Annotated in this window: 14 protein-coding genes; 7 read left to right on the plus strand and 7 right to left on the minus strand. The window is 64.4% G+C overall.

Annotated features, from left to right (window positions below; translation table 11 throughout):
- Positions 1-7: 7 nt before the first annotated feature.
- Positions 8-130, plus strand: a complete 123-nt coding sequence (ykgO, locus tag PGC08_RS17305; RefSeq protein WP_009884304.1) for a type B 50S ribosomal protein L36 — start codon at positions 8-10, stop codon at positions 128-130.
- Here ykgO and PGC08_RS17310 read toward each other — a convergent pair.
- Positions 121-762 (minus strand): molybdenum cofactor guanylyltransferase, encoded by a 642-nt coding sequence (locus PGC08_RS17310; protein WP_101639225.1) that lies wholly within the window; start codon positions 760-762, stop codon positions 121-123. The genes ykgO and PGC08_RS17310 overlap by 10 nt on opposite strands.
- Before the next feature lie 195 nt (positions 763-957).
- On the opposite strand from PGC08_RS17310, the gene PGC08_RS17315 reads away from it, so the two are divergent.
- Positions 958-2,682, plus strand: a complete 1,725-nt coding sequence (locus PGC08_RS17315) for an amidase (RefSeq protein WP_271708988.1) — start codon at positions 958-960, stop codon at positions 2,680-2,682.
- A gap of 8 nt (positions 2,683-2,690) precedes the next feature.
- On the opposite strand, the gene PGC08_RS17320 is transcribed toward PGC08_RS17315, so the two are convergent.
- Both PGC08_RS17320 and PGC08_RS17325 read right to left on the minus strand, forming a co-directional pair.
- Entirely contained in the window at positions 2,691-3,299 is a 609-nt protein-coding gene (locus PGC08_RS17320) for a TetR/AcrR family transcriptional regulator (protein WP_271708989.1), read from the minus strand.
- Positions 3,300-3,301: 2 nt separating this feature from the next.
- On the minus strand, positions 3,302-4,555 hold the full coding sequence (locus PGC08_RS17325; RefSeq protein ID WP_271708990.1) for a glycosyltransferase: 1,254 nt from the start codon (positions 4,553-4,555) through the stop codon (positions 3,302-3,304).
- 160 nt (positions 4,556-4,715) lie between these two features.
- Between PGC08_RS17325 and PGC08_RS17330 the strand changes: the two genes are divergently transcribed.
- Positions 4,716-5,489: an isocitrate lyase/PEP mutase family protein gene (locus PGC08_RS17330; protein ID WP_271708991.1), complete on the plus strand. Its 774-nt coding sequence runs from the start codon at positions 4,716-4,718 to the stop codon at positions 5,487-5,489.
- Between the two features lie 74 nt (positions 5,490-5,563).
- Entirely contained in the window at positions 5,564-6,325 is a 762-nt protein-coding gene (locus PGC08_RS17335; RefSeq protein WP_271708992.1) for a VOC family protein, read from the plus strand.
- Between the two features lie 35 nt (positions 6,326-6,360).
- Here PGC08_RS17335 and PGC08_RS17340 read toward each other — a convergent pair whose 3' ends face one another.
- Both PGC08_RS17340 and PGC08_RS17345 read right to left on the minus strand, forming a co-directional pair.
- Entirely contained in the window at positions 6,361-8,484 is a 2,124-nt protein-coding gene (locus PGC08_RS17340) for a RecQ family ATP-dependent DNA helicase (RefSeq protein ID WP_271708993.1), read from the minus strand.
- An 82-nt stretch (positions 8,485-8,566) separates the two neighbouring features.
- Positions 8,567-9,046, minus strand: coding sequence for a hypothetical protein (locus PGC08_RS17345; RefSeq protein WP_125188436.1), 480 nt, complete (start codon positions 9,044-9,046; stop codon positions 8,567-8,569).
- Between the two features lie 160 nt (positions 9,047-9,206).
- Between PGC08_RS17345 and PGC08_RS17350 the strand changes: the two genes are divergently transcribed.
- Positions 9,207-9,797 carry a TetR/AcrR family transcriptional regulator gene (locus tag PGC08_RS17350; RefSeq protein WP_125188438.1) on the plus strand — a complete coding sequence of 197 codons (591 nt, stop codon included), beginning with the start codon at positions 9,207-9,209 and terminating at the stop codon, positions 9,795-9,797.
- Between the two features lie 60 nt (positions 9,798-9,857).
- Here the strand turns inward: PGC08_RS17350 and PGC08_RS17355 are convergent, their stop codons facing one another.
- Positions 9,858-10,808, minus strand: a complete 951-nt coding sequence (locus PGC08_RS17355; RefSeq protein WP_240517959.1) for an ArgP/LysG family DNA-binding transcriptional regulator — start codon at positions 10,806-10,808, stop codon at positions 9,858-9,860.
- 69 nt (positions 10,809-10,877) lie between these two features.
- Between PGC08_RS17355 and PGC08_RS17360 the strand changes: the two genes are divergently transcribed.
- Positions 10,878-11,477 carry a LysE/ArgO family amino acid transporter gene (locus PGC08_RS17360; RefSeq protein ID WP_096159897.1) on the plus strand — a complete coding sequence of 200 codons (600 nt, stop codon included), beginning with the start codon at positions 10,878-10,880 and terminating at the stop codon, positions 11,475-11,477.
- A gap of 3 nt (positions 11,478-11,480) precedes the next feature.
- Here the strand turns inward: PGC08_RS17360 and PGC08_RS17365 are convergent, their stop codons facing one another.
- Positions 11,481-12,410 (minus strand): aminoglycoside phosphotransferase family protein, encoded by a 930-nt coding sequence (locus tag PGC08_RS17365; RefSeq protein ID WP_271708994.1) that lies wholly within the window; start codon positions 12,408-12,410, stop codon positions 11,481-11,483.
- Between the two features lie 236 nt (positions 12,411-12,646).
- Here PGC08_RS17365 and PGC08_RS17370 point away from each other — a divergent pair, with 236 nt between their 5' ends.
- Entirely contained in the window at positions 12,647-13,306 is a 660-nt protein-coding gene (locus PGC08_RS17370; protein ID WP_271708995.1) for an AAA family ATPase, read from the plus strand.
- Positions 13,307-13,324 lie beyond the last annotated feature (18 nt).

Below are 13,324 nucleotides of genomic sequence, written 5' to 3' on the forward strand. Positions count from 1 at the left end.
TTCAGCAATGAAGGTCAGGAATTCTCTGCGTTCGCTTAAGAATCAGCCCGGGGCGCAGGTCGTTCGCAGGCGTGGCCGCGTCTTCGTCATCAACAAGAAGAACCCCCGCTTCAAGGCCCGTCAGGGCTGATCGGGTCGCACGCCCCCGTCGAACCGGGCGTGGATGCGCTCGAGATCGGCGGCCGTGTCGAAGTCGGCCACGACGCTCGGTTCCACGTCGACGAGGGTCGGTTCGAGGCCGGCGAAAAGGAGCCTCACCGCACCATCGACGGGGTCCGGGATGGATTCCACTCGCGCGAGCAGCAGGGCCGTGGGCCACGCGGCGCACAGGAACTGTGTCTTTCCGCGATCGTCCGTGCCCGTGGCCGGAAGCCCAGCCCGTCGGCAGGCAGCCATCAGCTCGCCGAGGTGGCCCGCCGTGATCAGCGGCATGTCCCCTGCCAGCACCAAGGTCACATCCGCGGACTCACCAGCGCCGGCTGCGCTCTCACTCGCCCGAACTGCGGAACACGCCGCTGCGATCCCGGCCAAGGGACCGGCGAAGACCGGTTCCTCACGAATCGCATGCACGGATTCCGTCTCCGCCTGTGACAGCCCGTCGGTCGGCCCGGCCACCCACACCTCGGCGAGGGGGTCGACGGTGCGAACGGTGCCCAGGATTCGAGAGATCACCGTGGTCCCACCCAGCTCCACCGCGGGTTTATGGACGCCGCCGAAGCGGTTCGAGCGGCCTCCGCTGAGAATGATCGCCCTGATCGACATGCCCCGATCCTACGCGCGAGGACAGCATGATCCAACGCGCTAAGACCTCAGCGGCAACGGGATTCGCACGACATTTCCCGTCCAGGTGAGCAATACTGTGAGACATCACCAGTTCATGGCGGGCTGCATCCAGCGGGGCATCGTCGACCCGGCGACGGCGCCCGTTCGCACCGGAATTGCACGGAGGAATCGAGAATGACGAAGTTCGATGTTGTCGAAGCATCCATCGCCTCACTGCGACAGGCACTCGAGGACGGAACCGCCACCTCGGTGGGGCTCGTCGAGTCCTACCAAGCTCGCATCGCCGCCTTCGACGGACCCGACACCGGCACGAAGTTGAACTCTGTGATCGTGGCCAATCCGGATGCCCTCGCCGAGGCGGCCGCCGCCGACGAACGACGTGCCCACGGCCAGACGCGAGGGCCCCTCGACGGGATCCCGTATACCGCGAAGGACAGCTACATGGTGACCGGGCTGAGCGTGGCCGCCGGTTCCCCCGCTTTCGCCGAACTCATCGCGCAAAAGGATGCCTTCACCGTCGAACGCCTCCGCGGCGCCGGTGCCATCTGCTTGGGGCTGACCAATATGCCCCCGATGGCCAACGGCGGCATGCAGCGTGGTCTCTACGGCCGGGCCGAAAGCCCCTATAGCGCGCAATGGCTGACCAGCGCCTTCGCCTCCGGCTCGTCGAACGGCTCCGGTACCGCGACTACCGCGAGCTTCGCCGCCTTCGGTCTCGGCGAGGAGACCTGGTCCTCGGGACGAGCCCCCGCCTCACACAACGCACTCATCGCCTACACCCCCTCCCGCGGAGTCATCTCCGTGCGCGGCAATTGGTCTCTGGTGCCCACCATGGACGTCGTCGTCCCCCACACTCGGTCGATGGCCGACCTGTGCGAGGTCCTCGACATCATCGTCGCCGACGACACCGAGACTCGTGGCGATTTCTGGCGAGTCCAACCCTGGGTCGAGATTCCCGCCGCTTCTGTCATTCGACCCGATTCCTATGCCGCGCTGCTTCCAGCCGATGCTGAAGCGGCTCGTTCGACTCTGGCCGGCAGACGCTTCGGCATCCCGAAGATGTACATCAATGCCGACCCCGAGGCCGGAACGAACCCCGATGGCGGCATCGGCGGGCCCACGGGACAGCGGGTCGAAACCCGGGCCTCCGTGATCGCCGCCTGGGAGGCTGCCCGCCGTGATCTTGAAGCCGCCGGTGCCGAGGTCGTCGAGACCGATTTCCCAGTCGTCAGCAACTACGAGGGCGATCGCCCCGGTGCTCCGACTATCAGGACGCGCGGCATCGTCAGCACCGACTACCTCGATCGGGAGATCAACGACCTCTCCGCGTGGGCCTGGGACGATTTCCTGGCCGCCAACGGTGATCCGCAGCTGTCCTCCCTCGCCGAGGTGGACGGGACGAGGATCTTCCCCCACCCGGATGGTGCCCTGCCGGATCGCTACACCGGATTCGACGATGACATCGCCGAATACCCGCAGCTGTCCAAGGATCGCCCCTACACCTCGGTGACGGAGATCCCCGATCTCGAAGACGGCATCCGAGGTCTCGAGGTGACTCGTCGGATCGACCTCGAAGAGTGGATGGACGCCAACGGCCTCGACGCGGTCGTCTACCCGGCGATGGCCGACGTGGGACCGGCCGATATGGATGTCGACGAGGCCTCAGCAGACCTCGGGTGGCGCAACGGCACCTGGGTCGCCAACGGCAACCTGGTGCCACGGCATCTGGGCATCCCCTCGGTGACGGTTCCCATGGGCACAATGGCCGACACCGGGATTCCCATCGGGTTGACGATCTCAGGCCGCGGCTGGGATGACTCGAAGCTCATCGAACTCGCTGCGGCGTTCGAAGCCACCGGTGATCGACGTGAAGAGCCGCCGCGGACGCCGAGGCTGTGAGTGAGAGCTCAGAGGTCCTCGGAGTCGAGAATCCCGGCCACTGCCGCAATGATCACCGCAGTCGCATAGTCTTCGTCCGCACCGTGGCCCGCCTCGCAGACCGGGCCTGACCGGCCAGCATCTTCGACGATGACGGCTGCCGACTCCTCGAGTCGTACCGCCGTTCGGGCATGTCCGGCGACGAGTTCGAGCAGCACCGCGATGGCGGAGTATTTCCGTCCTGCCGGGGCCGGATGTGAGGCCAGCAGACCGATGGCCTCGTCCATCACCTCGGCGATGCCGGGTCCCATCGTCTCCGGCAGCACCCCCGTCGACAGCCAGGGATGCGCGCGGTGGAGAGCGAATATTCCGGCGGCGAATGCGGACAGATCGGCCCGCCAGGAACCCATTGCCTCAGCTGCGGTCCGTTCAGCCAGCACCTCGTCGATCATGAGAGCGACGAGTCCGTTCCTGTCCTCGACGTGCCGATAGAGGGCAGCTGGCGCACTCCCGATCTCTGCAGCCAGAGCCCGCATCGTGACCTGCGGCAGGCTCGTCCGGTCGGCCAAGGCGATGGCCGCTCGTGCGATGCCCACCCGGTCCATGCGAGCGGGCCTGCCCACCTTCCCCTCAGTCACTGTCACCCTCCTGCCCTTGGTGTGGAAGGCTCGGCGATCCAGCCTCGCAGTGACAGGGTGCTCTCGCCCTGTTCGTGCTCGGATCGTTCCAGCGACTTCGCTATCGTGGTCGCGGCTCGGAGCATCTCTCCCGACCCGGTCACCGACTCCACGTTGGAGTGCAGTCCGCTGGGAGTCACTCTGCGATTGCTCAATGCCGGTGCTGCGACTCCGAGCCGTGCGGCGGTCCGCGCCCAGAAGAACTGATCCGTGTGCTGAGGGAATGGGACGCTCGGAATTCCGGCACGCAGGCAGGCCGCGGTGATTCCCGCACCGGCCTGGTGGATCGCGGTCGCAACCTGAGGCAGCAGCCAGGAGTGGGGCACCTGGCCCGCGGTGACAACCCTGCCGGGAGCCGCCTCGGCGAGAATGGGACCGGCCGCACCTTGGACGATGACACGATGGCGGGTCGAGGACACGAACTCGGACAGCGCATCCGCGGTTCGGCTGCCCTCTGGAATGCTGCCCATGGTCACGAGCACGGGCGGGGGCCCGCCGGCGAGAAAGTCTGCGAGTTCGGTCGGTGCGGTCCACTCTTCATCGTCGACCGGCCACCAGAAGCCGTCGAGGCTCATGTGCTGAGGCCAATCGCCCGGGCGCGGAAAGATGACGGGGCTGATGCCATGGTGGACGGGCACCGCGGCTCGTGCTCGTTCGTTCAGGGTTGTGGTGAACTTCTTCGCAGGCAAGCCCAGCTGTCCCCGGACCCATGCCACTGCAGGGACGTAGGGCGCGGGTACTCTCTGCACCACGCGTCCGATCGGACGGTTGAGAAGGGGTCCGAAGTCGATCGCCGAAGCGATCATCGGCGGATAGGCCCGACTCGGCCTCGAGGGCTGGAGCAGTGCTTCGGCCGATGGGATGCCGAGCGCTTCGGCGATGTCGTGGCCGTAGGGCGAAATGGGGTTGGTGAGCACTACGTCGACGGCGCCTGCGCGTACTGCCATGAGGGCGGCTTCAGCGTGGTCCATCATGTAGCCGCGCAGGTGATCGAGGTATCCCCGTACACCCGGGCCAGCGTCTCCATCCACGGACGGAGGAGGCGTGAGGGCGGCTGTGTATCGTGCTGCGGCGCACCCGGACCGCTCCACAGCCGCCGCATAGTCGTCATGGACGACCATGGTGACCCTGTGCCCGTCGGCAATGAGGTCCACGGCGATTCTGATCGCCGGTGAAACGTCGCCCCAGGAACCCGGGGCCAGAATGAGCACCTTCATGGCCCTCCTCAACCGGTCCGCGTGCCGGAGTCTTATTTTGTGTACATTGTTCACTAAATAATATCAGAGCCCCGATCACTGTGTAAACAAGTCTGAAACCTTCGGGTGAACTCGCCAGATTACTGGATCGTAGCCAGCAATCGGTGGAACAGTAATGGACATGACCGATTTCTCTGTTCTTGCCGAACGTGCGTCCGCTCTACTCGAAGCCCATCATCAGGATCGTCCGATCGTCCTGCCGACAGTGTGGGATGCCTGGTCAGCCCAGGCCATGGTCAATGCCGGATTCGAGGCGCTGAGCATCGGCTCCCATCCTCTCGCCGACTCCGTGGGCTCCGCGGACAGCGAGACCATGAGCCTCAGTCAGGCGCTGGCGGGGATCGCACGCGTGTGCGGCTCTGTGGATGTGCCGGTCAGCGCCGATCTGGAATCCGGCTACGACACTGCGGCGCCGGATCTCATCGCCGGGCTCCTCGAGGCCGGCGCTGTGGGCGTCAACATCGAGGACACCGTCCACAGCGAAGGACGACTGCGCAGCGCCGAGGAGCACGCCGAGTACATCGGCGACCTGCGTCGCGCCGCTGACGCGCAACGGGTGCACGTGGTCATCAATGCCCGCACCGATGTGTTCAAGAATCCCGATGTTTTCGAGGATCCCACCGCCGAGGCGATCCGACGCCTCAACCTGTGCGCCGAGGCCGGTGCGGATTCCGTCTATCCCGTCAGGCTGCCGAACACCGAGACTCTCAAAACCGTACTGTCGCAGGTGAGACTGCCGCTGAACGTCACCGCCCACCCGGTCAAGGGTGCCGTGCCAGACGAGCTCGACCTCTCTCAGCTGCAGGACCTCGGGGTGAAGCGTGTGACCTTCGGGCCTCTGCTGCAAGCCACGATGTATGACTACTTCGCCAAGTTCACCAGGAACTGGCACTGACGACAACCGCTGATTCCGCGGCCATCGACCACAGCCACTGAGCAGAACGCCAACCGCAATGATGAGGAGCCGCAATGCCTGAGAATATCCGTGAAGGACAGCCTGTCTGGATCGATTACACCTGCCATGACTTCGAGTCCACGACGAAGTTCTACTCCGAGATATTCGGGTGGAAGTTCGAGGATCAGGGACCTGATTTCGGCCACTACAACATGATCACAAAGGACGGAGCAGTTGTCGGCGGCGCTATGCGTGCCATGAACATGGACGGCACTCCGAACCCGATGATCCCGGCGATGTGGACGACCTACCTTCACACCGACGACATCGCGAACACCTATGCGGCAGCACTCGCCGCGGGTGCGGCCCCCATCGCCGAACCGATGTCCGTCGGACCGCTGGGACAGATGGCTGTCATCACCGATCCCACCGGTGCCGGTGTGGGCATGTGGCAGCCCGGCGAGTTCACCGGGTTCGACACCCCGCTCACTCCCGGGACTCCGGTGTGGTTCGAGCTCATGACGCGCAACTATCCCGTCGCGCAGGAGTTCTATCGCACCGTCTTCTCCTTCGATATCGTGGCGATGGAGGGGTTCCCGTATTCGACACATGGCGCCGATGAGAACGCTGTGGCCGGCATCTGCGACGCCAGCGAATGGACCCAGGTGTCCTTCTGGCGTGACTACATCAACGTCGAGGACACCGATGCCACCGCAACCAGGGTGGCCGAACTCGGCGGCAAGGTGCTCGCCGGTCCCGAAGATTCACCGTATGGCCGCATCGCCACCGTCACCGATCCGGAAGGGGCGACGTTCCAGCTCCAGCAGAATCCGTGAGTACTCACGCCTGAGGTCGATTCCGTCAGCGGGCGTCAGCCCCGCAGAGCGAGTGCGAACGGCAGTACCGCAGTTGCCCCCGCCTGCCTGAGCAGACGTGCCCCGATCGCCATCGTCCACCGTGAGACGACCTCGTCGTCGACGAGAAGCACCGCCTTTCCGGCCACTGCCTCCTCGACCTCGGGCGGGACGACGAACGCATCGTAGAGATCTTTCACCCGAAAGGCACTGTTGACCTCGGGGGTGCCGTGGTCATGAACCTGCAGCAGCTCTCCCCCGTCGATGAGTCGTCCGGCGGAGGCCAGATTCGCCGCCAAGGATCTCACTGTCGTGGGCCTGTGCGCGCTTGGCACCGAGACGACGACTTCAGGGCGGATCTCCCAGTCCCATTGGGCCAGGACCTCAAGGCACCATTTGCCGATCTGTGCGGGCACTTCGGCATCGGGAGCGTCCGGTGCGAGGAATGATCGCAAGGTCTGACCCTGCCCCAAGTCGCTGAGCCGTGCGATGGCTCGGCCCTCGGCCGCCAACTCTCCGGCGGGAATGCGGCCCTTGAGCGGGACTCCGATGTTGGCCATGCCGCTGGGCCAGGTGCTGCGCGGGTCGATGGGCAGGCCGACGCGATGCAGAGTTCCTGCCGTTGCCTGCCTGTTCTCGTCCGAGATCTCGGCCGACCACCACATTCCGGCGCAGTTGTCGCAGCGTCCGCAGGGTGTGGGGTCGGGGTCATCAAGTTGGCGAATGAGGAATTCCATTCGGCATTCGCCAGTGGACTCGTAGTCGAGCATCGCCTGCGCCTCAGCAGCGCGCACGGCCGCGACCTTCTCATATCGTTCCTGGTCGTAGGTCCAACCTCGGCCAGTCGAGATGTAACCGCCCTTGATCTTGGTCACGGCGTCTTCGACTTCGAGGGTCTTCAGCAGCAGCTGCAGGCGGGTGCGTTTGGTCCCGACCAGCGTCTCCAAGCGAGCCACGGACAGGGGGCCGTCCGCCTCGGCGAGGGACTGAAGCACGGCATTCGCGTCGGACTGATTGGGCATCGAGGCGGTGGCGAAGTAATTCCAGATCTCCTGGTCCTCAGCACCGGGCAGGAGCAGGACATCCGCGGAGTCCGTGGCACGACCGGCACGGCCAACCTGCTGGTAATAGGCGACGGCAGATGATGGCGCACCAACGTGGATGACGAAGCCGAGGTCCGGTTTGTCGAACCCCATTCCCAGCGCAGAGGTGGCCACGAGCGCCTTGATCCGGTTGTCTTTGAGCTGCTGCTCAAGCTCGGCCCGCTCCTCAGCATCGGTCCGGCCGGTGTAGGCACGGACCTCGTGACCCCGGTCGCGCAGAATTCTGGTGATGTCTTCGGCCGCGCTGACCGTGAGCGTGTAGATGATTCCCGAACCGGTGAAATCACCGAGGTGGGCACACAGCCATGCGATGCGTGCGCTCGCGTCGAGTCCGGGTTGGACCCCGAGCCGGAGGGAGTCACGGGCGAGCTCGCCGCGAACGACGGTGGTGTCGTGGCCGAGCTGTTCGGCGACATCGGTGACCACCCGGGAGTTGGCGGTGGCTGTTGTGGCGAGGACAGGGGTGTTGCCCGGCAGTTCGGCCAGGATGTGTCCGATCCGCCGGTAGTCGGGACGGAAATCATGGCCCCAGTCGGAGATGCAGTGCGCCTCGTCGACGACGATGAGGCCGAGGAAGGCCAGGAGCTGGGGCAGGACCTCGTCACGGAACTGCGGGTTGTTCAGCCGCTCGGGCGAGACGAGCAGAACGTCGAGGCTGCCGGCCCTGAGATCGTCGAGGACGGTGTCCCATTCGGTGACGTTGGAGGAGTTGAGGCTGGCTGCGCGCACCCCGGCGCGCTGCGCCGCGGCGATCTGGTCACGCATCAGCGCCAACAGCGGGGAGATGATGAGGCTGGGACCGGTGCCAGCTGCCCGAAGCATTCTGGTCGCCACGAAGTACACGGCCGACTTGCCCCACCCGGTCCGCTGGACCACGAGGACCCTCTTCTTCTCCACGACCAGATCGCGGATCGATTCGAGCTGGCCGTCCCGGAACTGGGCCTCGGGATTCGCAGTGAGTTCGGCCAGGATGCGCTGAGCCTGAACGGCGAATTCGTCGGCGTCGATGGTCGTTGCAGTCGGGGTGGATTCGGTCATGGGCACAGTCTAGATGTCGCCACTGACGCAGCCGCCCAGCCCCTGATCCATCACCTCAGCGCGAGCTCGCGCGACCGAGCTGTCAGCGCAGTGCGAGTTCGACGCCCAGGGTGGCGAGGACGCCGAAGAGCACACCCCACAGGATGATCGAGATGATCTGCCAGAATGCCACGGCGTTGCGATCGGCACCGAATCCGACCATCGCCATCGAAGTGATCTGAGACGGCAGCAGGGTCTGTCCCAGCAGAGAGACCCCGGGGACACCGAACTTGTCGAACATGCGTTTGAGCCTTTGGCGCTTCTGCGAGGGCTCTTCGCTCTTGTCTCTGTTCTTCCTCGCCTTATCGCGAATGGCTCCGGCGCCGTAGACGACGGCGAGCATCGACACCACGTTGCCGATGACGGCCATGAGAATCGCAACGACGGGGTGCAGACCGATCGCGACGCCGATGACGGCACCGAAGTAGGACTCGACGAACGGGATCGCTGAGACGAGGATGATGCCTGCCCACTGCAGCCAGTCGGGGATCGATCCGGCGAATTCCTGGATGCTTTCGATCATTCTGGGGCTCCATTTTCATTGGCTCGGAGTCTCTGTCGATGTGGCGCACGCGAGGGTCATGGTCAATCTCGACGCACGATCCCGTCCTTCTGGCACAGCGTGCTAGTACGTTGTACTATACAGAAAACAGCAATGATGCGCGAGGCCGAGAGGAGCACGAATGTCGCGACGCGATGACATCATCTCTGCGGCAATCCGTCTGGCTGAGCAGGCTCCGCCCGGACAGACCAACCTCAGTGTGCGGGCGGTCGCCAAAGAGGCTGGGATCGGCGCCTCGACGCTGCGTCACTACTTCCCCACCCAGGCCGACCTGCACGAGGCCATCGCTCGCGGCTCCATGCGAACCGCAGTCAAGGACTTCTCGATCTCCGAATCCGGCCTGGACCCGGTCGATCGCCTCTTCGAGTGCTGCGCGCAGTTCCTGCCCAGCCACGAGCACCGCGATATGCAGCTCGAGCTGTGGCTCACGATGCATATCAGCGCCCTCGGGCCCGAACGCCGGGCCGTGACCCGCAGGCTCCTCGAGTACGGCCACGACTTCACCTATGAGTGCCTGCATCGCTGGCTTGGGATCCTGGCCACGGAGGGGCATATCGACCCCGCCGAGGTGGCTTCCACCTCCGTTGCACTATTCACCATGCTCGACGGGCTGGCTCTGCACTCGATCGTGACTCCCGAGCGCGTCACCGTCGATGCCGCGCTCGATCAGCTCAGGTGGCTGATCGCGAGAGTACTCGAACCAAGCAGCTGAGCCGTCGATGATGCGACAGGCATGCGAACGAATGCCCTCGCTCTCTGACCGAACGCGGACTCACCTCATCTGGGCTGCGGCCTGATGGAGAGCCTCGGTGAGTCGACCGAGCTTCTCAGAAGCGAGATTCCAGTGATGCCAGTACAGGTCCACGTCGATGGTCGGATCCGCCGAGATCGGCACGAGGTCATCGCTGAGGTCTCCCAGCTGCAGGATGGGGATCAGCCCCCAGCCGACCCCGGCCTCGACCGCGACTGCGAATTCCGAGGAGCTGGGCACGACTGACATCGGAGGGATGCTGGTGATCCCCACCCTGCGTAGGAAGGCGAACTGCAGATCATCGTCCTTACCGAAATTCACCATCGGCAGGCACCCGAGGTCCACCTCGGCTTCGGTACCGGACCTGATCTCACCGGACCCGACCTGACCGCCGAGCCCACGGTGTCTGCTCAGGAGCCCCTTCGACGCGACGGCGACGTAGCGCATGGACCCGAGTCTCTGCACCTGAGTGCCGTAGCCGCCGGAGGCCGCAGAGGTGATGGTGCCGAGCACCTCCCCCGAAGTCAGCAGGGGCAGGGCAACGTTCTGGTCGGCAACCTCGATGCGAATGACGATATCGTCCCACTTCGCCACCTCGGCGAAGATCGGGCGGAACCAGGTCGCCAGCGAATCTGCGTTGACCCCGATCCGCAGAACCGTCGGGACCCTCCTGCGTCCGTGGGCCGAGGCGGAAGCGACCCCGTCCGGGGCCCCGACGTCGATGCCATGGAGACGATCCATGGTTTCGGACTCGAGGAGCTCGATCTCGCGCGCATATTTCAGGACCGCCTCCCCCGCCTCGGTGACGGTGATGGGGTTCGTGCGGCGAATGAGCACCTGACCGATGCGGGATTCGAGGGTGCGGATGCGCTGGCTCGTCGCCGATGGTGTGACACCCAGAACGAAGGCCCCGCCTTCCACCGTGCCTTCGTCGACGACGGCGGCCAGAGCTTTGACGTGATCGATGTTCATGAAGCAATTGTGCATCAGATGAAGATTCTGTTGTTTTTCTTATCAACGTGCGCGTCATAGTCTTTTCGGGTGCTCACTCATCTCATCAGCGGAACCCTCGCCGGTTGGTCGCTCATCATCGCAGTCGGACCGCAGAACGCCCTTGTCCTGCGGCAGGGTATTCGCCGTGAGCACCTCGGCGTGGTGCTCACGATCTGCATCCTCGCCGACGCCCTTCTCATCGGCGCGGGCACCGTCGGCATCGGAGCGATCGTGCTCCTGGCACCGTGGGCCTTGGAGATTCTGCGGTGGCTGGGTGTGGCCTATCTGCTCTGGTACGCGTGGGGCAGTCTGCGTTCGGCACGCGAGGCATCAGGGCTGACGGCGGATACGCATCAGCGCAGTCTGAAGTCCATCATCGCAACGACTCTGGCGCTGACCTTCCTCAATCCCGGGGTCTACCTCGACACCGTCGTCATGCTCGGCAACCTGGCGAATCAACAGGGGCCGGGAGGAGCATTGCCGTTCACGCTCGGGGCGATGTTCGGATCTCTCACGTGGTTCCTCGGCATCGGCTACGGTGCCCGCGGTCTTTCGCGCTACCTTGCCAGGCCGCGGGTGTGGCAGGTCCTCGACATCCTCATCGCGGTGGTGCTGGTGATCCTGGCGCTGCGGCTTGCGTTCGGGTAGGGGTCAGTTGCGGGGGCTGCCTATTGCGTCTCTGACATCCTCGCGTCTGAGCATCTGCGCACACCACAGGAAGTGGCCGTCTTGCCCATCTGTGGCGAAGCAGGAATTCGTGATCACCGCGTATGCTGCGCGATAAAGGCCATAGATGGTGGGATCATGGCCAAACCGAGCGCTGAAGGCTTTGCTCAGGACGTTCTCCGAGCGACGGGCGTTCGGACCGTACATGTCGAAGCTGCTTGCCGCGATCGCCGCGTCGAATCGTGGGTCGCCGACAGTGGTCAGGAACCCGAAATCCACCACTCCGGAGACTTCGCCTTCGTCGATCAGTACGTTGGCGGGGATGAGATCCCCGTGTATCAGACATTTCGATTCGAGGTCGGGGAGGTCTCGCAGTCCGCGCAGAAGCACAGCGACGATCTCGTCGATGTCGCCGATCTCCTGCCGCAGGAATCCCGGACCCTCTGCAAACCGTCGCTCAGCAAGATCTGCGAGTGAGGCTCCGAAGCTCCTCGTGTGGGAAAACGGCTGTTCAGTGGGGAGGATCGGGAGAGCGCTCAAATCACCGGTGCCCACTTGGGACAGTCCTGCCAACGCGTTGCCCATGAGACGGATCTCTTCATCGGTAACGACCGGTGCATTCGGCAGTGCGTCGATGCGCAGAGGGCGACCTGTGACCTTCTGCTCGATAGTGATTGTGAGACCATCCTCGCCGAGGATCTCAATCGTCCGAGAGCAGCGGAAGGGAATCGGCGACTGCTCCAATGCCGAACCGAAGCGCAGCAGCGGCTCGAGGTCTGCCGATCGGCGATCGTGCCAGACCTTTGCGACTTCGTCGGCAGACAGGTCGACGACCGTGCCGTCCATGCCCGAGCCGAGGATTTCGCCGGGCCTCCACCCGCGCGCACGCAACAGTGCGATTGCTCGCTCATCCATGTCCACCAGTCTATTGGCCGGCACCGGGAGCGATATTCGCTGCTGTCCGTCGATCCAGCAGATTGTCGCGATACTTCTGCTCGCAAGTCTCCGTGCCGTTGCCCAGAAGTGTCATGTCCATACCGTCGTCTACATTCGTACACATGGATTCCCGGGTAGATCTGCCGTTGCGGTCGGTGACCAAACATGCGCACTCTCCGCCAGAGCTCAGCCCATGGCTGCATGACCTTCCTGCTGTGCCTGACTTTCTGGACGGATTCGAGTTCGAGCGCACAACCGTCTTCGTCGGCGAGAACGGCTCGGGCAAGTCGACGCTCATCGAGGCATTGGCCACCTCCCTCGACCTTCCGCACGGAGGCGGCACGGGATGGGAGGTTCGAGACCATGCCGAGGAAATCCCGGAGTTGAGCGAACACGTGCAGATCGTCCGCGGTGCAGCTTCCAAACGGGGCGCATTCTTCCTCCGCGCCGAAACAATGCACGAGAACATGGCCTACCTGATGGAGATCGGCGCCGGCCGCGGCCACCACTACTCGCAACAGTCACACGGTGAGATGTTCATCGAGATGTTGACGGGGAAGTTCATGGACTTGGGGCTGTGGGTCCTCGACGAACCGGAAAGCGCCCTGTCCTTCACCGCCTCGCTCACCCTGCTGCAGCTCATCCGAGCGCGAGATCGCGTGGGGCTGCAGACCATTATGGCCACCCACTCCCCCGTCCTCGCCCGCGCAGAGGGCGCCAAACTCGTCGAGGTCGGGGAATGGGGGCTGCGCGAATCCACATGGGATCGGCTCGACATGGTCGACCATTGGAGGCGTTTCCTCCAGGAACCACAGCGATACCTGCGGTATTTCGATGACGATTGCCCCGTTCGCCGCCCCGGACAACGGGGATGACGGGACGACGGTGCGCGC

It is taken from the genome of Brevibacterium sp. BDJS002, from assembly GCF_028201555.1.
GTDB lineage: Bacteria > Actinomycetota > Actinomycetes > Actinomycetales > Brevibacteriaceae > Brevibacterium > Brevibacterium aurantiacum.